The sequence below is a fragment of the Pseudomonas sp. CCC4.1 genome (genome assembly GCF_035019225.1).
GTDB classification, from domain to species: Bacteria; Pseudomonadota; Gammaproteobacteria; order Pseudomonadales; family Pseudomonadaceae; genus Aquipseudomonas; species Aquipseudomonas bubulae.
The window spans coordinates 59,334-80,084 of record NZ_JASJWL010000016.1 but is presented as its reverse complement, the minus strand read 5'-3'; the positions used below and the strand labels follow the sequence as shown (position 1 = coordinate 80,084).

General features: G+C 58.4%; 17 protein-coding genes. 7 read left to right on the top strand and 10 right to left on the bottom strand.

The features are described from left to right. The first annotated feature begins 71 nt into the window (after positions 1-71). Positions 72-2,186, top strand: a complete 2,115-nt coding sequence (locus QN377_RS09305; protein ID WP_322212964.1) for a TonB-dependent siderophore receptor — start codon at positions 72-74, stop codon at positions 2,184-2,186. Between the two features lie 157 nt (positions 2,187-2,343). Then, positions 2,344-3,579: an alkaline phosphatase family protein gene (locus QN377_RS09300; RefSeq protein ID WP_095018020.1), complete on the top strand. Its 1,236-nt coding sequence runs from the start codon at positions 2,344-2,346 to the stop codon at positions 3,577-3,579. Between the two features lie 50 nt (positions 3,580-3,629). On the opposite strand, the gene pepN is transcribed toward QN377_RS09300, so the two are convergent. The 6 genes from pepN to QN377_RS09270 all read right to left on the bottom strand — a co-directional run bounded on the left by pepN (position 3,630) and on the right by QN377_RS09270 (position 10,262). Next, positions 3,630-6,287 carry an aminopeptidase N gene (gene pepN, locus QN377_RS09295; protein WP_322212968.1) on the bottom strand — a complete coding sequence of 886 codons (2,658 nt, stop codon included), beginning with the start codon at positions 6,285-6,287 and terminating at the stop codon, positions 3,630-3,632. Positions 6,288-6,299: 12 nt separating this feature from the next. After that, positions 6,300-7,130, bottom strand: coding sequence for a DUF2797 domain-containing protein (locus QN377_RS09290; RefSeq protein ID WP_095018022.1), 831 nt, complete (start codon positions 7,128-7,130; stop codon positions 6,300-6,302). Next, the gene (locus QN377_RS09285) at positions 7,127-7,387 is read right to left on the bottom strand and encodes a YeaC family protein (protein ID WP_016780738.1); all 261 of its coding nucleotides are present in this window, start codon (positions 7,385-7,387) and stop codon (positions 7,127-7,129) included. The genes QN377_RS09290 and QN377_RS09285 overlap by 4 nt, the downstream gene beginning before the upstream one ends. Before the next feature lie 144 nt (positions 7,388-7,531). After that, positions 7,532-8,404, bottom strand: coding sequence for a rhomboid family intramembrane serine protease (locus QN377_RS09280; protein ID WP_095000384.1), 873 nt, complete (start codon positions 8,402-8,404; stop codon positions 7,532-7,534). Then, positions 8,401-9,372, bottom strand: a complete 972-nt coding sequence (locus QN377_RS09275) for a metallophosphoesterase (protein WP_322212969.1) — start codon at positions 9,370-9,372, stop codon at positions 8,401-8,403. Before QN377_RS09275 ends, QN377_RS09280 begins: the two co-directional genes overlap by 4 nt. Continuing rightward, positions 9,372-10,262: an NAD(+) kinase gene (locus tag QN377_RS09270; protein ID WP_095000386.1), complete on the bottom strand. Its 891-nt coding sequence runs from the start codon at positions 10,260-10,262 to the stop codon at positions 9,372-9,374. Before QN377_RS09270 ends, QN377_RS09275 begins: the two co-directional genes overlap by 1 nt. A gap of 101 nt (positions 10,263-10,363) precedes the next feature. On the opposite strand from QN377_RS09270, the gene QN377_RS09265 reads away from it, so the two are divergent. Together QN377_RS09265 and QN377_RS09260 are read left to right on the top strand one after the other, a co-directional pair. Beyond that, a complete protein-coding gene (locus tag QN377_RS09265; RefSeq protein ID WP_322212970.1) occupies positions 10,364-11,320 on the top strand; it encodes a DUF1853 family protein in 957 nt (318 codons plus the stop codon). A 94-nt stretch (positions 11,321-11,414) separates the two neighbouring features. Continuing rightward, entirely contained in the window at positions 11,415-11,963 is a 549-nt protein-coding gene (locus tag QN377_RS09260; protein ID WP_095000388.1) for a cytochrome b, read from the top strand. On the opposite strand, the gene QN377_RS09255 is transcribed toward QN377_RS09260, so the two are convergent. Further along, positions 11,960-12,883 carry a 1-aminocyclopropane-1-carboxylate deaminase/D-cysteine desulfhydrase gene (locus tag QN377_RS09255; protein WP_322212971.1) on the bottom strand — a complete coding sequence of 308 codons (924 nt, stop codon included), beginning with the start codon at positions 12,881-12,883 and terminating at the stop codon, positions 11,960-11,962. The two genes, QN377_RS09260 and QN377_RS09255, sit on opposite strands and share 4 nt — an antisense overlap. Positions 12,884-13,133: 250 nt before the next feature. Between QN377_RS09255 and QN377_RS09250 the strand changes: the two genes are divergently transcribed. The 3 genes from QN377_RS09250 to QN377_RS09240 all read left to right on the top strand — a co-directional run bounded on the left by QN377_RS09250 (position 13,134) and on the right by QN377_RS09240 (position 18,397). Then, complete coding sequence (locus tag QN377_RS09250) at positions 13,134-15,065, top strand: M60 family metallopeptidase (protein ID WP_323567622.1); 1,932 nt, start codon at positions 13,134-13,136, stop codon at positions 15,063-15,065. Between the two features lie 274 nt (positions 15,066-15,339). Then, positions 15,340-17,235 (top strand): penicillin-binding protein 2, encoded by a 1,896-nt coding sequence (mrdA, locus tag QN377_RS09245; protein WP_095018026.1) that lies wholly within the window; start codon positions 15,340-15,342, stop codon positions 17,233-17,235. A 106-nt stretch (positions 17,236-17,341) separates the two neighbouring features. After that, positions 17,342-18,397 (top strand): tetratricopeptide repeat protein, encoded by a 1,056-nt coding sequence (locus tag QN377_RS09240; RefSeq protein ID WP_095000392.1) that lies wholly within the window; start codon positions 17,342-17,344, stop codon positions 18,395-18,397. Positions 18,398-18,517: 120 nt separating this feature from the next. Here the strand turns inward: QN377_RS09240 and QN377_RS09235 are convergent, their stop codons facing one another. From QN377_RS09235 to QN377_RS09225, 3 genes are all read right to left on the bottom strand, one after another. Next, entirely contained in the window at positions 18,518-18,895 is a 378-nt protein-coding gene (locus QN377_RS09235; protein ID WP_095000393.1) for a response regulator, read from the bottom strand. Positions 18,896-18,961: 66 nt separating this feature from the next. Further along, the gene (locus tag QN377_RS09230; protein ID WP_095000638.1) at positions 18,962-20,155 is read right to left on the bottom strand and encodes a hybrid sensor histidine kinase/response regulator; all 1,194 of its coding nucleotides are present in this window, start codon (positions 20,153-20,155) and stop codon (positions 18,962-18,964) included. Then, positions 20,149-20,736: a chemotaxis protein CheB gene (locus tag QN377_RS09225; protein WP_095000639.1), complete on the bottom strand. Its 588-nt coding sequence runs from the start codon at positions 20,734-20,736 to the stop codon at positions 20,149-20,151. Before QN377_RS09225 ends, QN377_RS09230 begins: the two co-directional genes overlap by 7 nt. Positions 20,737-20,751 lie beyond the last annotated feature (15 nt).

The following is a 20,751-nucleotide window of genomic DNA, read 5'->3' as shown; positions in this document are numbered from 1 at the left end:
CATTTGCACAAATGTAAAACTTTGTAACTAATTCTCGTTTACGCAGTTCCAGCCCGGAGTATCCGCAGATCATGCGCTCACTGTTCAGCCTTCCGACGTCCGCCCTTACACTTGTCGCACTGGGCATGCTCAATTCGGCATCAGCCGACGAATACACCTTGAACCTGCCTTCCACCAGCGTCACCGGCACCGCCGACAGTGAAGATGCACCACCGGGCTATCAAGCCAAACCCGCCGCCACTACGACGCGATTGAACCTCACCGCCGGGCAAACACCCCAGGGCATCACCAGCATCAAGCGCGAGCAACTTGACGACTTCAAGCTCAACAGTATTCGCGATGTGCTGGACAGTACCCCCGGAGTCAACGTGCAAAAGGTCGAGACCGACCGGACTTACTTCACTGCCCGCGGTTTCGACATCACCAACTTCCAGTACGACGGCATGGGCATGGGGCTCACCGGCGGCGTGCTGGTGGGTGATATCGACACCGCACCCTACGAGCAGGTTGATGTCTTGCACGGCGCCAACGGCCTGATGACCGGCACTGGCAACCCGTCGGCCACGGTTAACTTTATCCGCAAACGCCCCACCTATGAGCCTGAGGCCAAGGTCAGCGTCAGCGCCGGCTCCTGGGACAAGCGCCGGGTCGATCTCGACGTCTCCGGGCCGCTGACCGATTCGGGCAATGTGCGCGGGCGAGTGATCTATGCCAACGAAGTGGGCAACTCTTATATGGATCGTTATTCCCGGGAAAAGAACATCTTCAGTGGCATGCTCGCCTTCGACCTGAGTGACGACGACACGCTGACCGTCGGTTATGAAGACCAGAAAAGCAATGCCAACGGTGCCAGCTGGGGCTCCCTGCCGCTGACCGACAGCAGCGGCAACGCCCTGCACTACAGCAGCACCAGTGCCAACATTGCCCAGCCCTGGGTGTACTGGGATGTACGCACCAGTCGCGCCTTCGCCGAGTGGCAGCACCACTTCGCCAATGACTGGAAGTCCACGCTGACCGTAACCGCCATGGAGCATCGCGAAGACACCGACATGTTCTACATCTATGCCAACAGCGCCTCTAGCACCGGCTATACCGGGCTGGCCTCCAACTACAAGGGCAAGACCCGCGAGCTGGATGGCGACCTCTCGTTCAGCGGGCCTTTCAGCCTGGGCGGCCGCGAGCACCAGTTGACCTTCGGCGCCAACGTGGCCCGTTCCCGTACCCAGGAAACCTCGCTGTACGGCACCTCCTCGTACTACACCCCGGTGTCGCTGGAAGATGCCCTCAACGGCGTCATCCCCAAGCCTGCTTACAACATGGCCAATGCCGACGCGACCTCCAATTACACCGACCGCCAGAAGAGCCTCTACGCTGGTACGCGGTTGAGCCTTACCGACGACCTGCACCTGATCGTCGGTGCGCGCATGCTCAGTGCCGACAGCGACGGCGAAAACTACGGTTCGGGGCGGGACGTGAGCATTCATGGCAAAGTCACCCCGTACGCTGGCGTAGTCTATGACCTGACGCCGCAGTACTCGCTGTATGCCAGCTACACCAAGATTTTCAACCCGCAGTACTACCTCAATACCCAGGGCCAGGTGCTCGACCCGCTGGAAGGCAAGAGCTACGAGGCCGGGATCAAGGGGCATCTGCTGGACAAGAAACTGGACGTTTCGGCAGCGGTATTTCATACCAAGCAGGATAACGTTGCCACCTACTCAGGTTTCAACCCTTCCCTGGGCGGTTACCTGTATGACGGCATGTCGTACAAGAGCAGCGGTGTAGAACTGGAAGCTTCGGGCGAACTGGCGCCGGGCCTGCAAATCAGCGGGGGCTATACCTACGTCTATATCACCGATGCCGACAACAACCGCGGACGCAAGTTTATACCGCGCAATGCCCTGACCACCTCCATGGCCTACAAGCTGCCGATGGCACCGCAGGTGAAAGTGGGCGGCAGCCTCAAGTGGCAGAGCAAGGTCGAGAACGACGACACCCCGGCAGCAAACCAGGCTGCCTATATGCTGGTGGGCCTGATGGCCAGCTATGATATCGACCCGCACTGGAGCACCCAGCTCAACCTCGACAACCTGACCAACGAGAAATACCTGCAAAGCGTACGTTACGGGCAAAGCAACTACGGCTCCCCGCGCAACGTCACGGCATCGGTGAGCTGGAAGTTCTGATGAAGTGCCGGGCCAGTTCCCCTGGCCCGACATGAACTGCGTATGAACGTGCCGGGTACTGAAATATCCTGCATTTAAAGCTGGCAATAACGTAATGTCAGTGACATACAGCCCTTACATATTCGTCTCGTGTTCAACTCACTGAGTGAGATCTGCCATGAGCCATACCCATTTTGCTTTATCTATCGCTACCGGCCTGGGTTTGACATTCACCGTCATGTTGTCCCATGCCGCGCCCCCTGATACCTCCGACGCCCAAAACTACAAAAGCCACAAGGCCTTGTTGATTGGTGTCGACGGCATGCAATACGAAAAACTTCAGCAAGCCATTCAAAATAATATGGCCCCCCATATTGCCGGCCTGAACCCCGCCAAAAGTTACATCGGAGGGATTGACGGCACTGCGACAGAGCAAACTACCGGTAGCGGCCCGGGCTGGACGACAATACTGACCGGCACCTGGGTAGACCGACATAAAGTCCCCTCCAACAACAACGCATGGCGCAACAAAGCGCCCAGCCTGTTCAAGCAACTCAAGCAGGCGGATCCTGAACGCAAGACGAGCAGCATTGTCAGCTGGAATACCATCAACAACAACTTCGCCGATGATATTGCCCAAGGCTTTATCGACCTTGCCATCAAATGCTCCGACGTCGATCAATGCGTCGCCGACAAGGCCAGCTATGAGCTTGAATATGGTCGCTCGGACCTGGTTTTCGCGCACTTCGACGAGCCTGACAATGTCGGCCATAGATACGGTTTTTCAACCCGCTATCAGACCGCAATCCAGGGCGTCGACGACAAGGTCGGCCAGTTACTGTCGGCACTCAAGCGCCGTAAACAAAGCAACCCCGATGAAGACTGGCTAGTACTGGTGACAACTGATCATGGCCGGCGCCTGCCCGATGGGCGTAATCATGGCGCCCAAACCCTGAGCGAGAAAACCACGTTTATCGCACTCAACAAACCCGCCAACGAGCAACTTACCCGCCCCATCACCAATCCGGACAATCCGGGCCACGACAACCTCTACGGTTTTGCCAGCCAGGCGGATATTACTCCGACCCTGTTGGCCCATTTTGGCATCGAGCCCGTACCTGCCCGGCATGCCATGGACGGTCTGCCCCTGACCGGGCCTCTGGGTGCAAGGCTATTCTCTGCCCGGTTAGCGCCTGACGCAGCACAGGTGAATCTGACCTGGAATGGCGATGGGAGCGCAGACAAGCCCGTGCACATTTATCGCAATGGCAAGCAAATCGCCTCTGTCGACTACTCCCGGCGTGGTTATATCGACAACGACATCAAGGAACTCAAAGGGCCAGTCAATTACACGGCAGTGATTGATAAAGTGCCTGTGTCACGCTTGATCACTCTGGGCGACAAAAAACCATAAAAAAAAGCGCTGCCCGATCACTCGGACAGCGCCTTTTTTACGTCCAGGCGTTACGCCAGACTTTTGCTGACCACTTCAAACACATCGCTGGACAGTTCGCCCGAGCTGCGGATGCGCTCAAGCTCTGCCTTCATCAGCGCCTGTCGCGCAGCGTCGTACTTGCGCCAGCGGGTCAGCGGCGCCAGTTGCCGAGAGGCAATCTGCGGGTTGAAACCATTCAGTTCGATCACCAGGTCCGCCAGGAAACGATAGCCCGAACCGTCCGCAGCATGGAAGTTGATCAGGTTTTGCCCGGCAAAGGCACCCACCAGGGCCCGCACTTTGTTCGGGTTCTTGATGGTGAACGCCGGATGTTGCATCAGCTCGCGCACGCGCTGCAAACCGTCGGGCAAGGTGCTGCCCGCCTGCACGCTGAACCATTGATCCATGACCAGCGGGTTGTCCTTGAATTGCTCGGCAAAACTGGCCAGGGCCGCAGCTTTTTCCGCCTCGTAGGGCGAGTTGACCAGCACGGCCAGCGCCGTCAGGCGTTCGGTCATGTTGTCGCTGTGCTCGAACTGCTCCAGCGCCGCCGCCAACACTTGCGGCTTGCCGCTGAGCATCAGGTAGGACAGCGCGATATTTTGCAGTGCGCGACGGGCAAAGTGCTCGGCTTCAGCCACATAAGGCGTGGCTTTGGACACTTCGCGGTTGGCCTGGTAACGCGTCCACAGGGCGTCGAACAGGCTGTCTGCCAGTTGCTTGCGAGCGAACTCGCGGGCAACGTGGATGGCTTCGACATCGGCCACATCACTGATTTCGGTCAGATAGGCTTCGCCCGGCAGCGAGAGCATCTCTGCCACCATTGCCTGATCCAGTTGCTCATTGCCCAGCACCGTGCGCAACGCCTCGACCAGACGCTGATCCATGACCAGTGCTTCACCGCGCTGATGCTGCGCAATCAACTCTTGCAGCACCTGTACCGCCAGTTGCTGACCAGCATCCCAACGGTTGAACCCGTCGCTGTCGTGCTGCATCAGGAACATCAACTGGTCACGGCTGTAATCGAAGCTCAGCTTCACCGGTGCCGAGAACCCGCGCAACAGGGACGGCAGCGGTTTTTCGTTGATGCCGACAAAGGTGAAGGTCTGTTCGGCTTCAGTCACTGACAGCACGCGGCTGGTGCCCGAGGCCGCAGCTTCGCCCGCCAGTTGCAGGGCAATTTCACTACCCCCGGCGTCCAGCAGGCCCAGTTCGACCGGAATAACGAACGGCAGTTTTTCGATCTTGTCCGGAGTTGCCGGGCAGCTTTGCGCAAAAGTCAGGCTATAGGTGTGTTGTTGCGCATCGTAGTGCTCGCTGACGGCCAGCCGCGGTGTACCTGCCTGGCTGTACCAGCGCTTGAACTGGCTCAGGTCGGCGCCATTGGCATCTTCCATGGCCTTGATAAAGTCGTCGCAGGTCACCGCCTGGCCATCATGACGCTCGAAGTACAGGTCACTGCCTTTGCGAAAACCCTCGGCGCCCAGCAGGGTGTGGATCATGCGCACCACCTCAGAACCCTTCTCGTAAACGGTCAGGGTGTAGAAGTTGGAGATCTCGATAAAGCTCTCCGGGCGCACGGCATGGGCCATGGGGCCGGCGTCTTCGGCGAACTGGTGAGTGCGCAGGTAGGCCACGTCCTGGATGCGCTTGACGGTGCGCGAATTCATGTCGGCCGAGAACTCGGAATCACGGAACACCGTGAAGCCTTCCTTGAGCGACAGCTGGAACCAGTCGCGACAGGTCACGCGGTTACCCGACCAGTTGTGGAAGTACTCGTGGGCAACGATGGCTTCGACCCGCTGGTGCGCGGCATCGGTGGCGGTTTCGGCGCGGGCCAGTACGGCGCTGGAGTTGAAGATATTGAGACCCTTGTTCTCCATGGCGCCCATATTGAAGTCGTTGACGGCCACGATCATAAAGATGTCCAGGTCGTATTCACGACCGTAGGTCTCTTCGTCCCAGCGCATGGATTTTTTCAGGCTGGTCATGGCGTGCTGGCATTTGTCGATGTTTTCCGGCTCGACATAAATGCGCAGCGCCACGCTGCGCTCGCTCATGGTGGTGAACGTGTCTTCGACGCACCACAGGTCACCGGCCACCAGTGCAAACAGGTACGCCGGTTTCATGAACGGGTCTTCCCAGGTTGCCCAGTGCCGGCCGTCTTCGTCGGGGCCGCTGGCGATCGGGTTGCCGTTGGACAGCAGAATCGGGTAACTGTGCTGCTCGGCCACCACGGTGGTGGTGAACTTGCTCATCACGTCCGGGCGGTCGAGGTAATAGGTAATCTTGCGAAAGCCTTCGGCCTCGCACTGGGTGCAGAACATCCCGCCGGACTTGTACAGGCCTTCCAGCGCGGTGTTGGATTCGGGGTGGATGCGCACGCTGGTATCGACCACGAACTGTTCGCTGGTCGGGTGCAGGATCAGGTGGCTGTCGCTGAGCTGATAATCCTCGGCGGTCAATTCGATATCGTCGAGGCTGACCGACAGCAGCTCCAGCTGCTGGCCATCCAGCGCCAGAGCCGGCAGGCCGGCGCCACGGGCCGGGTTGCGGCGCATCAGCAGCTGCGCATGAACCAGGGTGTGATCCTCGAACAACTCGAAGGTCAGGTGCGTCTCGTCGATCAGGTAATCGGGCGCCTGGTAGTCCTTCAGGTAGATCATTTGCGGTTGTTCGGTGCGCATGCTGGAGTCCTTTTACTGATGCACGGCCAGCTGGTAGGCCGTGTATTTGCGGATATTGATAACGCCGGTGTCAAAGATCAGGTATTGGCCCTTGATCCCCATCAGCGTGCCTTCGACGATCGGATCTTTATCCAGATTGAAGCTGACAATCTTGGTCGGGTACTGCTCGACCGGGTAGCGAATCTCGATGGGCTCGACGCTATGCAAAGGCTGTACCGCTTGCAGGCCGAAACGTTCCTGCAGGGTGTGCAGGCCTTCGGCGCAACTCTCGAACAGTTGCGCACGCACTGCGGCGAGGTCTACCGGCGCTGCGTCGCCCTTGAGCAGTGCACGCCAGTTGGTCCGGTCAGCCACTTGCGAGCGGAACAGGTCTTCGACAAACCCCGATTGCTGTCGGGTCGCCACGCGCACGATCGGCAATGCCTGGCTGGCACCCTGGTCGAGCCAGCGGGTCGGCAACTGGGTGGCGCGGGTAATGCCCACCTTGACCCCGGAGGAGTTGGCCAGATACACCACATGATCGGTCATGCAGAACTGCTCGCCCCACAACGGATCACGGCAAGTGCCCGCGTCATAATGGCAACGCTCCGGGCTCATGATGCACACATCACATTGTGCAAGCTTGGTCATGCACGGGTAGCAGTAGCCCTGGCTGAAGCTCTTCTTGGTTTTACGCCCGCAGTGAGAGCAGTTGATCTCCCCCAGGTATTCCAGACGCAGTTTAGTGCCAATCAAGGGATTGACCGGCACCTCGGTATCGCCCAAACGGAACGCATATTGAACGGTCGGCGTTTCCAGGCTTGCCGACATCTTGCTGATTGCACCGCGACCAATCTCAATCAATGGATGGCATCCGACTTGAACAGGATGTTGGGCACCGGCGCCGATTTCGAGCTGCATTCCTGCGGGCCCATATAACCGGTGCGCTGGTCTTCAGGCAGGTTCTGCACTTCCCAGGCAATCATCGCCTGCAACGACAGCTCGCGCTGTTCGGCAGTGAGTTTGTTGCCGTCCGCCCATTTACCGATTTCCACGGCCAGTTTCAGGCTCTGGTAGATCTCGGGGGTGATGTTTTGAATCATTTCGTTGAAAGAGGACATGGTTCTGTTTCCGCTCTTTAAAAATCAGATGGCATTTCTATCTGTGGGAGCGGGCTTGCTCGCGATTCAGGCAACTCGGTGCATCTGAATCAACGGGTTGAACCCATCGCGAGCAAGCCCGCTCCCACGCGACAATTCGAAACTTTATACAGCCTGCCTGCGCCGCGCCCAAAGCCCGCCCAGCAAGCCGGTCAGGCAACCGATGACCAGTCCGCCCACATGGGCGGCATTGGCGATCTGGCCAAAGCCGATCATCGACACCAGCCCCGACATGCACAATGCCAGCCACACCAGCATCATCACCAGCACACCGCGCGGCAGGTTATACAGGGGGTTTGGCGCCATCAACTGATAGATCCAGACATGCCCCAACAGCCCGTACAACACCCCCGACAACCCGCCAAACAGGCTCGGGCCGCCCACCAGGTACTGGGCGAAGTTGGACACCAGGCTGAACAACAGGCTCAAGCCGATCAGGTTGACGCTGCCCTGGCGCATTTCAATGCGCCGCCCCAGTTCCCAGTACCACATGCCGTTCATGGCGATATGCAGGAAACCGAAGTGAATCAACATCGGCGTAAACAGTCGCCACCACTGCCCGGACGCCAGGCTGTCAGACAAGGGGACAAAGTCGATGTACTGGCCATAAATGCTGAAGTCCAGAAACGTGAAAAACCTCAGGGCCGACAAATTGTCACCCAGTTGCGTCACCGCAGCCACGATTACGCACAGCAGCAACACGATGGCTGTGGCCGGGCTATCGCGCAGCTGCTGCGCAAAACCCGGGCGGGTCATGGCCTGCGGCCGTTCGACAACGGGTAAGGCGTGATCGGGGTCACCCAGCGGAAAACGCTGGTACAGGCTGCGCACGTCGTCGGCAATGGACTCAGGTGCCCACAGCACCTGCTCGCCTGCCTCTTCACTGACCCGATGGGGCACCTGCATGCGCCGCAGCAAAGCAACAAAACCGCTCAGGTCCACAGACAACGGCAAACGCAATACCGCTACAACACTCATTGAATGGCCTCAGGGCGATCTACATTCACCCATACAAATTTGTCCGGATCGAGCCGGGTTTCCTGGTCAAGGCGATAAGCCACCAGTTTGCCGTACAACACCGCGCTGTAATCCAGGCACGCCAGGTTCGGACGGATAGGCGCGGGCCGGCCGCTGCGCCAGTAGTGCCCGACAAACAACAGCGGTTCATCAATGCCGTAACGTAACAGGGCACTTTTTTCAGTGGAGGACAGCGGCTGCTGTGCCACCCGTTCAGGCAGCGCGTCCGGCTGGAAAACGATATCGCCGTAGGTCTTGGGGTCGTCTTCCCAGAACTTGGTGCGAAAGAATGCCCGCGTCAGGCCGTCGCCACCGGTCAGGGTCATGCCCCCCGGCAGGCGCATGTCAGTGCCACGCAACAGGCGGTTGAAGCTCAGGCTGGCAAAGCTGTCCGACACCGCCGCGGCCTGCAAGAAGGCCTCGTCAATGCAGCCGGCGGGGTATTGCGCACGCAGGGTGGCGATCACTTCGCTGTCCCAGCAGGCATGTACCACCCGGAAGCGCCCGGCATCGACAAACAGCGGCATGTCGTAAAACCACTGCACAAACTCGCGCCATTCAGCGGGATACTTGTCGAACTGTTCGAGGGTTTCGTGGATCAGCCGGGCATGGCGCGGCGTGTGCTCGCGCACAAACTGCTTGCCACTTCCGGCTGGCGCGGGTGTGCACCAGCCCAGCGCGTTGAATTCATGGTTACCCATCAGGCACAGGGCCTGACCGCTGCGTACCATGTCGTAGACAATATGCAGCGACTCGCGAATGCGCGGGCCGCGATCAATAATGTCACCCAGAAACACCGCCATCCGTTGCGGGTGTCGCCAGATACCGGCGAGTTTTCGATAGCCCAGACGCTCCAGCAGGTGCTCAAGGGTATGAGCACAGCCATGCACGTCACCGATCAGATCGTAACTGCGCGCTGGATCGAGCATCAGTCAGCCCTGCCGCCCAGTCGGCTACCCCAGCCAAGCTTGGTCCGACACACTTCGTAGTAGTTGTGGTCCAAAGGATGAATCAGGCGCAGTTTTTGCGCTTTTTTGCTGACGTTGATGGTGTCGCCCGGCGCACAGGTGAAGTGGTTCTGACCGTCACACGAAACCTGCGGGTAGATCTGCATGTCCTTGGCCACCACTATTTTCAACTCACTGTTGCCATCGACCACGATCGGGCGGCTGCTCAGGGTATGCGGGTACATGGGCACAATCACGATCGCGTCGAGCTTGGGGTGCATGATCGGGCCGCCCGCTGACATGGCATAGGCCGTTGAGCCCGTGGGCGTGGCCACGATCAGGCCGTCGGCCTTCTGGCTGCAGACGAACTGGCCATCGATATGCAGTTCGAACTCGATCATGCGCGTGGACTTGCCCGGGTGCAGCACCACATCATTGAGGGCATCGCCCTGGCCGATGGCTTCGCCGTGACGGCGCACTTCGGCCTGCAGCAGAAAACGGTTTTCAACCAGGTAGTGGCCGTCAAGCACCTCAGCAACTTTGACTTCCAGTTCATCGGGACGGATATCGGTCAGAAAGCCCAGACTGCCACGGTTGATACCCAGCACCGGTACATTGTGCCGGGCCAGCGCGCGGGCGGCGCCCAGCAAACTGCCATCGCCGCCGACCACAATCACCATGTCGCAGACTTCGCCAAGCATTTTGCGTGACGAAGTTTGCAGGCCGTGACCGGGCAACACCTCGGCGATCGTGTCTTCAAGGATCACGTGCATATGCCGCTCGAGCAGGAATTTTTTCAGTCGGCGAACCGTATCGAGCACTTGCGAGCTGCCCAGACGACCTATGATGCCGATATTACGAAATTGCTCCATGGGGCTCCTGCGGGATTCTATGCGTGCGAAAATAACGATTATGGGCGAAAGACGACGATAGACAAAACCCTTTCAGCCCCGTGAACGGCTATGCTCGCACAATGACCCTCTTCCCCGACTTGCTCAACCTGCCCCATCAATTGCGCCACCCCGAGGTGCGCGATCTGGCGTGGGTGATCCTCGCACCACCGATGCTGACCCACACCCCCTGGCCCCAACGCCATCCATTGGCAGGCAGCGACTGGGTCCAGGCGCCGGAGCAACTGGAGCACTGGCTGCGCGAGCTGGACCGCAACTGCCAACCACTCCTGCACTGGCTCGAACTGGCCACCACCCGACGCCTGGGGCGCTATTACGAGCGCTTGTGGCAGTTTGCAGTGCAGCATGCCCCGGGCGTCGAGCTGATTGCCGCGAACCTGCCGATCCGCCTGGGCGGGCATACCCTGGGTGAGCTCGATTTAGTGCTGCGAGACCGCGACGGCGTGCATCATCTGGAACTGGCGATCAAACTCTACCTCGGCCCCCAGGACGGTGATGGCGCAGACCCTGCGCAATGGCTAGGCCCCGGCAGCAATGACCGCCTGGACCGCAAGCTCAAGCATTTTTGCCAGCACCAGCTACCCATGTCCAGCCGCCCGGAAAGCCGTGAAGTGCTGGTCGGGCTGGATGTGCAGGCGTTCAGCGCTCATTTGTGGCTTGGCGGCTACCTGCTGTATCCGTGGCCAGGGCAGGCCCGACCACCAGCCGGTGCCAACCCGCAACACCTGCGCGGGCGCTGGTTGCATCAGCGCGACTGGACGGCGTTTATCCGCCAGAGCGCCACCGGTTGCTGGCAACCCCTGCCCCGGCATGCCTGGCTGGCTCCGGCGCGCTATGCTCCTGAGGGGATATGGGCGGCACAACAGCTGGATATCTGGCTGGCAGAACTGCACCCGCAAGCACCGGCGCAGCTGCTGGTTCGCCTGACTGAAAACGATGAGGGCGACTGGGAAGAGGCTGAACGCCTGTTTCTGGTTTCCGATCTTTGGCCTAATGTGCCGGGAAGCCCTGAAAACTGACACATCTCAAGTGCAAGATTGCTCAGGCCACTTAGAGTAAAGGAACTCCGTCAACAAGAACGGGGACTTTAGACCTGAACCGTGAGGAACCACCATGACCTGGAAAAGCACCGCCCATCACTACAGCCGGATGTCCATCGCCCTGCACTGGCTGATGGTGCTGCTGTTTATATTGATCTACGCCTCGATCGAGTTTCGCGGGATCTTCCCCAAGGACAGCGACGGGCGCAACCTGATGAAGGATGCGCACTTCATGCTCGGGTTGACTGTGTTTGCACTGGTCTGGCTAAGGCTGCTGGCCCGAACCCTGGGCGTTGCGCCGAAAATCACCCCGACACCACCCGCCTGGCAGACCGCTCTGGCCACTTTGATGCACTGGGCGTTGTACCTGTTCATGATCGCCATGCCGGTGCTGGGTTACCTGGTGCTGAGCTACAACGACAAGCCGGTGTACTTTTATGGTTTCGATATCCTGCCCCTGACCGCCAAGGACCCGGACTTCGCCAAGCAGATCAAGAGCTGGCATGAACTGGGCGGTACCATCGGTTACTGGCTGATCGGCCTGCATGCCGTGGCCGGTCTGGGGCATCACTATCTGATCAAGGACAACACTTTGCTGCGCATGTTGCCCGGGCGTTCTTAAAGCCCCAGGTCAAACCCCCGGCGGCCTTGCAGGCCGCCGGTGTGAACAAACACCACACGCATTCCCCGTGTAATGACCCCCTTTTCAACCGCCTGGGCCAGTGCCATCAAAGCCTTGGCCGTGTAAAGCGGCTCCAGTGGCATGCCACTGGCCACTTCATTGGCCCGCATAAACGCCAGCAAGGCGTCGTCCACCTTGGCAAAACCGCCACGACTGGCATCGACCAGCTCAAAATTTCGCTCCTGCAACCCGCCAGCCTGCAAAATGGCCTCAACCTGCGGGGCCACGCCGTGGTCCTCGGGAACCGCCAGCGCGCCATATACCCGACGCCTACCCTCCTCGCCCAGCACCAGCCCGGCCAGGGTGGTGCCGGTCCCCGCGGCCAGCCACCAAGCGTCGTAATCTTGCCAACCTATAGTCGCCAATTGCTCGCGCACCCTGCTTACCAACGGCATGCAACCCAGGGCCCCCGCCAGCCCGCCGCCACCCTCGGGCACCTGATGCAGGTTCGGGTACAGGGCCTGCCACGGTTGCCAAAAGTCCGGCTCATGCCGCGCCCGATACCCGGCAAATCCCAGCCAGTGCAGTTGCATGCCAAAGCGCTCAAGGTCGAGCGTGGTGGGGGTTTGTTGAGGGTGACCGCGCAACAGCCCCACGGTGGCAAAGCCAAAACGCTTGCCGGCAGCTGCCAGGGCATGCAAATGATTGGAATGGGCGCCGCCCAGGCTGATCAGCCCGTCAGCCACTGCTGCCCGTGCCCTGCGTAAATGGTCAGTGAGCTTGAACCACTTGTTGCCGCTGATCAGCGGGTCGATAAGGTCCAGCCGCAATACGGCTGCTTCGATCCCGGCCTGCTGCAGCCACTCTACGTTTAAAGGCTGCAAAGGTGCATGAGGGTACCAGTCGATCAGAGACAGCATTAAGGGTCGATTTCCTCTAAAAACAGGGATTTTACTTCATAGCCCCGTATTCAACATGCTTTTTGATACAGGCCGCTTACATATCAAGCCTGGCTAACTTTACCTACAACTTACGACTACAACATTAAAATGCCTACTAAATCACAAGAAAAAAACTCTATTTCCCAAGACCAAGCTCATGCAATCTGAGGGAGCTGGCAGACTACGCCGGTATCTTTCCCTACAAACAACTATGAAAAGACCGAAAGATATGAACATCAACTGTATTAGCGCAATGTTACTTGGCAGCCTATGTTCCTTGAGTGCATTCACCCCTGCTCTAGCGCAGGAGCAAACACTGTGGTGGAGAAGTCACGAGTCAAAGTCCGGATTCGTCGAAGCCCTGGCAGAATTCAACCTTTCACCACAATTATTGAACAGCGATCCCGACAAGGCCCTCACAGACAGCAATGATCCTCTGACACCCCTCTACTGGATCCGCAAAACACTAGAGCAATATACTGGCGACACCTCAGGAAATTACAAAGTACCTGTAACCGAAGGTCATACTAATGGACGAAACAGGACAAGCATGCATGGCAGGCATGGTTTTTTTACTACCCCTGTATTTTTGAGCACCTCACAGTCTGTAGAAATCACAAGAACCCCATCCGACAGCAATATAACTTGCAGTGCCTGGACCATCCCAGACTTCAATGTGCCTTCAAGTTTACATGATGAGCTCAGGCTCCCTGCTGCCCCGACCGAGTACACGGTCACTTACACAGCCTCCAGAAATGGGACTCTGTTGCTTTCGTGCCAAGACCCGACACGCGACATGCGGAACGCCGGAAAAATGATTCCCCTACACGTCAACAAGGGCAATGCACAACATGTACCGATGTTTATTTTTGGCATAACAACAAAAGAAGAATGGAAAACAACCCTCAGCCAACAGCCCAATCCATCAGGAGAGGTGCTGTTATTCGACGGGCGGACCCGCTTCTACATGCCAGCTAAAGTCGCTAACCGCAACAAGAACATTGACATTATGCGGTTAATGCGCGAGCACCTGCTCATGACACTGGTAAACGACCGGCTCAATGGATTTGACAGTCAGTCGATAGCGGCCCCGCTCGACTTGCCCACGCCAGGCTTGATCAATGCTTCTTATGCTGCATGTTGCAGTGCATCAGGTGGCCAGGGACTCATCAAGATCAACTTTGGCGGAGCTGCCGTTCCCACCTCATGGGGTTACTGGCATGAATACGGCCACATGAATCAGGTCGGATGGACGTGGGGGGGGCTCTCGGAAGTTACGGTCAACCTTTACTCAGTCGCCGCTTGCCGTCGCCTTCAAGGGTCGTATCAATTGAAGGACTGTCATCCGGGCGCTGCCTACTCGGACAAAACCTGGGATCGGGAATCCGTGGGCAACTATTTAAAATCAGGCAAGGCTTATAACTTTGACGGCGCAATTGAAGGAGGAGACTTTAATCGCTCGGTCATGTTCAACCAATTGGCGGCCTCCTATGAGAACCTTTACCCCCAACTTGGAAAAGCTTTTCGTAAAGAGTTCAACTATGCAGACAACGCGACTGCTTTCAATACCAACGCCAAGAAAAAAGATTGGTTCGTTGTCAATGCCAGTCGTTTTTCCGGCCGTGACCTAAGAAGCTTTTTCGACAAATGGGGGGTGGCTTACTCAGCCGAAGCCAGCAAGACCATCGCAAACATGGAACTGGCACAACCTTTACAACCTGTAGGAGCTGACACCCGCAATAACTGGGCTATCGCGGCAAACAGTGCAAGTTCAACACATGGTCAGATGCAGGATGGTAGTGCAAAAAATATTGCATACGTCGCATACAACATCAATGAAGGCCCTGTGGACTTGACATGGGCAGACTCCAACTACACGAAACTGATCGTGCCTGCCTGGGATCAATCAAATAAAATCAGTTACCTCACCTTCCGGGGCACACGAAGCAACGGGGGCTGTGCAAAACGCTCTTTAAACTCCGCGACTGGCTGTGCTCAACCGGGTTACAGCTATTGGAACATCGAATACCACCCTCAAGACAATCCTGGGCTTAAAGGCAACCTAAGAGGCCGTATTCAACTCGCTGCAAGGGATTGGAAGTTACCTGCCTGGGGTGCCCAACTGGATATCCCGTTTACAGTGGCTGATACATTTCAATAAATGTATTAACAGTCTGCGGGCACGTGTATCCCCGCCAGCTTAAGCGTGGCTTGGCTGTAGTCCTTTTCGCTCGAAGGGAGGAGATGACTACACGCTTTCTTGGTCGGAGTCCAAAGCCACTCAGCAGGCCCACTGCCCGTCGGCTTTCATCCACATTTCGGCCAATAAACTGACTCAAGCACAGGCTTCTTGGTAAGGTGTGCGCCGAATTTCGTAGCCAGCTAACGACCTGCTGGCTGCTGCTATCTGTTTTCTGACGCGAGACACCCCGGATATGCCTGAGCCGATCCCTCTTAAAGATCACGATTCCGAAAAACGGCTGGTCAATAAAAGACTGATCGCCTGTGCGGCGCTGGTGCTGGCTATCAGCTGCGCCCTGATCGGTCGCATGTATTTTCTGCAAGTCACCGAGTTCGACTACAACTCCACGGTCTCCGAGAACAACCGGGTGCACGTGTTGCCCATCCCCCCGGAGCGCGGTTTTATCTATGACCGCAACGGCGTGCTGCTGGCCGATAACCAGCCCAGCTTCAATATGACCATCACCCGCGAGCGGGCTGGCGATACCGCCAAGGTGCTGGATTCAGTGATCAGCATCCTGCACTTGCCCGAAGAAGATCGCGCCGTATTTGCCAAGGCGATGAAACAGGCGCGCCACCCGTTTGACCCTTCAACCCTGCTGTACGAGGTGACGGAAGATCAGATCGCCCTGCTGGCCGTCAACCAGTTCCGCCTGCCGGGTATCGATGTCGAGGCGCAATTTGTACGCCACTATCCGCAGGGCGATCACTTTGCCCACTCAGTCGGTTATGTCGGGCGCATCAACGAGAAAGAAGCCAAGCAGCTGAATGCCACTCAATACCGTGGCACCCAATCGATCGGTAAAACCGGCATCGAACGCTTCTATGAGAACGAACTGCACGGCCAGGTCGGTTTTGAAGAAGTCGAAACCAATGCACAGGGCCGGGTCATGCGCGTGCTGCGCCACACCGATGCGGTGGCGGGCAAGAACATCGTGCTGAGCCTGGATATCAAATTGCAGGAAGCCGCCGAGGATGCCCTGGGCGACCGCCGTGGCTCGATCATTGCCCTGGACCCGAAAACCGGCGAGGTGCTGGCGATGGTCAGCAAACCGAGTTTCGACCCCAACCTGTTCGTGACCGGTATCAGCTCCAGGGACTACTCGGGCTTGCGCGATTCCATCGACAAACCGCTGTTCAACCGGGCCCTGCGCGGGCTGTATGCACCGGGATCGACCATCAAGCCCGAAGTGGCGATTGCAGGGCTGGACAGCGGCGTAATTTCCGCCTCGACCCGGGTGTTTGACCCCGGCTATTTCCAGTTGCCCAATGTCGACCACAAATACCGCAACTGGAACCACAGTGGTGATGGCTGGGTGGATTTGAACGCGGCGATCATGCGCTCCAACGACACCTACTTTTACGACCTGGCATCCAAGCTGGGCATTGACCGCATGCACGATTACATGGCCGAATTCGGGCTGGGGCAAAAAGTCTCGCTGGACATGTTTGAAGAGTCATCTGGCCTGATGCCGTCCCGCGAGTGGAAGCGCAGCACCCGCCGTCAAGCATGGTTCCCTGGCGAAACAGTGATCCTGGGCATCGGCCAGGGTTATATGCAGGTTACCCCGCTGCAGCTGGCCCAGGCCACCGCGCTGATTGCCAACAAGGGCGTATGGAACCGTCCGCACCTGGCCAGGACCGTGGACGGTATGCCGCCGGTGGATGAACACCCGATCCCCAATCTGGTGCTGCGTGATCCGCGGGACTGGGATCAGGTCAATCACGCCATGCAGTTGGTGATGCACGACCCGCGCGGTATTGCCCGGGCAGCAGCCCAGGGCGTGCAATACCGGATTGCCGGCAAAAGCGGTACGGCGCAGGTGGTGGCTATCAAGCAGGGCGAGCGTTACAACCGCCTCAAGACCGCCGAGCGCAATCGGGACAACGCCCTGTTTGTTGGCTTTGCCCCGGCGGAAGATCCGCAGATCGTGATTTCGGTGATGATCGAGAACGGCGAAGCCGGTGGCCGGGTGGCCGGCCCGGTGGTGCGCAAGGTGATGGATGCCTGGTTGCTGGACAACCAGGGCCTGCTCAAGCCGCAGTACGCCAGCCCGCAGGTCAAGGGCCATGCCACGCCGCATGTTTGAAAGCCGCACCCTCGCCCTCAGGGTGAGGGTGGCCATGGCGATTTGACTCGAGCTCCCGAGTCACCCACTCTTGCACCCCATATGCATGCCTGTTTCTGGATATTGGATGACCCAGCCCCGCCGTTACCTCGTAATCAGTCTTGTGTCAGCACTTGTTGCCGGCGGCCTCTGGTATTCGATGCGCCCTGATCCTGCCGCCCCTACTCCTTCGGTAAACCAGCGCTACTCCATCGCACTGGATATGGCCCATAACGGCAAACCCGGTGCCGCCCGCGTGCTTTACCAGCAACTGGCTCGCACCGACTTGACCGATACCCGCCGCGCGGGCCTGCATGCAGAACTGCCCAACTACCCGAGCCCGCAAGCGCTCAAGCTGGCCGACGCCGATTTGCATAATCCTTCACCCCTGGTACGCAAAGCCGCGATCCAGAGCATAGTCGGGCTGGTGCCCAACGCCCAGCGCACGCTATTGCTGGGACCATTGCTCGATGACAGTGAACAGAGTGTGCGTTTTGCGGCTGCCAATGCCCTGCTTGGTCTGTCGCCAGATGAACAGGGGCTGTACTTCGGCCCCTTGCAGCAAGTGGTCGACGAGTTCGAACGCGACCTCAAGACCCGCCCCAATGATCCGCAGGCTCAAGGCCAACTTGCCCGGCTGTACCTGCATGAAGGCCAGCTGGACGACGCCCAGGCTGCACTGGAACAAGTCACCCGCCTGGACCCCGACAACCTCAAGGCCGTCGTTGCGCAAATCGAACTGCTGGACAAGCGCGGTAAAGCCGACCAGGCCCGGCAATTGCTGGCCAGACAACTTCAAGCCCATCCTGACTCAGCCTATCTGCAGCATGCCCTGGGCATCTGGCTGCTCAATCACGGCCAGACCGAGTACGCCCTGCTTGGCCTGGCCAGGGCCGTTGAGCTGGAGCCCGACAACAGTGATTACCGTTACAAACTGGCCACAGCCCTGCACGACCTCGACCAACTGGAAGCCGCGCAACGTCAGCTCGAAGAGCTGCTGCAACGCCAGCCTGCCAATCGCAAGGCTCGCGTGTTGTTGATTCGCTATTGGAAGGAGGCCGGGCAATTGCAGAATGTGCAGGTGCTGCTCGCGCAACTGGAGCAGCAAAACCCGGATGACCCGGCGTTGCAACAGGGCTTGTGAAGCACTGAACCTGCAGTGGCGGGCTTGCTCGCAATGCAGGCAAGCCGGCCTGTCTGAGGGGCGCGGGTGATGCCATCGCGAGCAAGCCCGCTCCCACAGGTTTCGGCATGAATCAGATGCTCAGGCCAGCAGCTTCTGGATCTGCGCCTGCAAGGTGTCGAGGTCGAACGGCTTGGCCAGGATCGGCGCCGTCAGGGTAATGGGGCTGCCCGTGTCGCGGATCTCGGCCGGGTAACCGCTGATAAAAATGACTTTCAGGTCCGGGCGCAGCTTGAGCGCAGGCTCGGCGATCTGTACCCCGGAAATCCCCCCCGGCAAACGGAAGTCGGTAACCATAAGGTCCAGATGCGGCTTGCTCGCCAGGATCTCGAACGCCTGTTCGCCGTTTTCGGCCTGCAAGACCCTGTAGCCCTCGCCCGACAGATAGGCGCTCAGGACCATCAGGATTGAAGGATCGTCTTCGACAATCAAAACAACATCTTGCGCATCTTCACTCATAGGAAACCTTAATTCATGCCATCGCTGCCAGTATGACCCCAGGCGCGGTCATAGGTTGCGCCCAATTTATGTCTTTTGTACCAACGGCAGGCAAACCCTGAATAATGCCCCCTCACCCAATGTACTCTGCACGCTGATGGTGCCGCTGTGCGCAGCCACAATCTGCTCCGAGATAAACAGCCCCAGGCCTAGACCTGCAGTGACATGGCTGGCTGAAACCCGTTCGAATTGCTGAAAAACCCGCTGCTGGTTTGCTTCGCTGATGCCGATGCCCTGATCGCGCACATCGACCACGGCTTGATCGTCGTCAATGTAAACAGATACCTCAATGGGCTTTTTCGCACCATAACGTAGGGCATTAGTCAGCAGGTTGCTGATTACCTGCTCGATCCGGAACTCATCCCACTGCCCCACCACCGGCTGCACCGCCGTGAAGTTGACACTTGATTGCGCTGCGCTGATCTGTGCGGAGAAGCTCTCCAGCAACTGTGCAACGACCTGGGCCAGATCAACCGGCGCAGGGCGGATAGACAGCTTGCCGGTGCGAATACGCGACACATCGAGCATGTCTTCAATCAAGCGAATCAGGCTCTGGATCTGGCGTTCGTCACGCTCGACCATGGCCTGCATTTTGTCCAGGGTAAATGCCGCGGCGTTGTCGCGGGCCAGGTGCATCTTGCGCAGCTGGGTCTCGAGAATCAGCCCGTTGAGCGGCGTTCGCACCTCATGGGAGACGATCGACATAAAGTCATCACGCATTCGCACAGCATGCTCCAGCTCCACCTGGGTCAACTGGAGCTGCGCCAGCAGGGTCTCCTGCTCGCGGCGGCTCTGCTCCAGCGCTTCGACCTGCTGCTTCATGGCCTTGCTCTGACGATACAGCTCAACGAACACGCTGACCTTGCTTTTGACCGCATGGATATCCAGCGGCTTGTGCAAAAAGTCCACCGCACCGCTTTCGTAGCCCTTGAAGGCATAGTTCATCTCACGGCCGGCGGCACTGACAAACACGATGGGGATGTTTTTGGTCTTGGCCGTACCACGCATCATCTCGGCCAGTTCAAAACCGTTCATGCCGGGCATCTGCACATCCAGAATGGCCATTGCGAACTCGTGCTGCAACAGCAGCGACAACGCCTCGTCGGCAGACAGGGCCTTGTAGACGAGGCGATCCTCACGCTTGATCAGCGCTTCAAGGGCCAGCAGATTTTCCGGCAGATCATCGACGATCAGCAGTTTGGCTTGAATATCATTTAGCAGCATTGGATATGTTCCAGCTCGACAAGCAGACGGCCAATGCCGCGCAAGGGAAGGATGCAGTCCGGTTGAAAAAGCTCCAGGGCTGCGCGGGGCATGGTCGATACATGGGCTTCGTCCGGGTCCTGGATAATGGTCAGGCCGCCCGCCTGCTTGACCTGGCTCAGCCCCAGCGCACCATCGCGATTGGCACCTGTCAGCAATATCGCGGCCAGGCGTTGTTGATACACGTCGGCCGCAGACTCAAAAAGGTAATCAATCGCAGGTCGCGAAAAATGCACCCTCTCCTCCTGGCTCAGGGAAAAACTCTGATCCTGCTCCACCGAGACATGGTAGCCGGGCGCGGCAAAATACAAGGTTCCCGGCTCGATCGGCTGCTTGTCCTGAACCTCCCGCACCGGCAGGGCCACGCGCTTGGCAAACACTTCTGCCAGCTGGCTGCGGCGCTCGTCGGGCAAGTGCAACACCACGATGATCGGCAGACAATAGCCAGGTCGCAAATCGCCCAGCAGGGCCAGCAAGGCTTCGACCCCGCCCGCCGAGGCACCGATCACCACGGCTTCTACTGGTCTGTGTGCAGCCATCAGGCTGTGCCGGGC

Coding starts and splice junctions, on each gene's coding strand:
- QN377_RS09240 (WP_095000392.1), top strand. CDS start 17,342: ATGACCCAGCCCCGCCGTTACCTCGTAATCAGTCTTGTGTCAGCACTT.
- QN377_RS09265 (WP_322212970.1), top strand. CDS start 10,364: ATGACCCTCTTCCCCGACTTGCTCAACCTGCCCCATCAATTGCGCCAC.
- QN377_RS09260 (WP_095000388.1), top strand. CDS start 11,415: ATGACCTGGAAAAGCACCGCCCATCACTACAGCCGGATGTCCATCGCC.
- QN377_RS09225 (WP_095000639.1), bottom strand. CDS start 20,736: ATGGCTGCACACAGACCAGTAGAAGCCGTGGTGATCGGTGCCTCGGCG.
- QN377_RS09275 (WP_322212969.1), bottom strand. CDS start 9,372: ATGCTCGATCCAGCGCGCAGTTACGATCTGATCGGTGACGTGCATGGC.
- mrdA (WP_095018026.1), top strand. CDS start 15,340: ATGCCTGAGCCGATCCCTCTTAAAGATCACGATTCCGAAAAACGGCTG.
- QN377_RS09300 (WP_095018020.1), top strand. CDS start 2,344: ATGAGCCATACCCATTTTGCTTTATCTATCGCTACCGGCCTGGGTTTG.
- QN377_RS09255 (WP_322212971.1), bottom strand. CDS start 12,883: ATGCTGTCTCTGATCGACTGGTACCCTCATGCACCTTTGCAGCCTTTA.
- QN377_RS09270 (WP_095000386.1), bottom strand. CDS start 10,262: ATGGAGCAATTTCGTAATATCGGCATCATAGGTCGTCTGGGCAGCTCG.
- pepN (WP_322212968.1), bottom strand. CDS start 6,287: ATGCGCACCGAACAACCGCAAATGATCTACCTGAAGGACTACCAGGCG.
- QN377_RS09285 (WP_016780738.1), bottom strand. CDS start 7,387: ATGTCCTCTTTCAACGAAATGATTCAAAACATCACCCCCGAGATCTAC.
- QN377_RS09250 (WP_323567622.1), top strand. CDS start 13,134: ATGAACATCAACTGTATTAGCGCAATGTTACTTGGCAGCCTATGTTCC.
- QN377_RS09305 (WP_322212964.1), top strand. CDS start 72: ATGCGCTCACTGTTCAGCCTTCCGACGTCCGCCCTTACACTTGTCGCA.
- QN377_RS09235 (WP_095000393.1), bottom strand. CDS start 18,895: ATGAGTGAAGATGCGCAAGATGTTGTTTTGATTGTCGAAGACGATCCT.
- QN377_RS09280 (WP_095000384.1), bottom strand. CDS start 8,404: ATGAGTGTTGTAGCGGTATTGCGTTTGCCGTTGTCTGTGGACCTGAGC.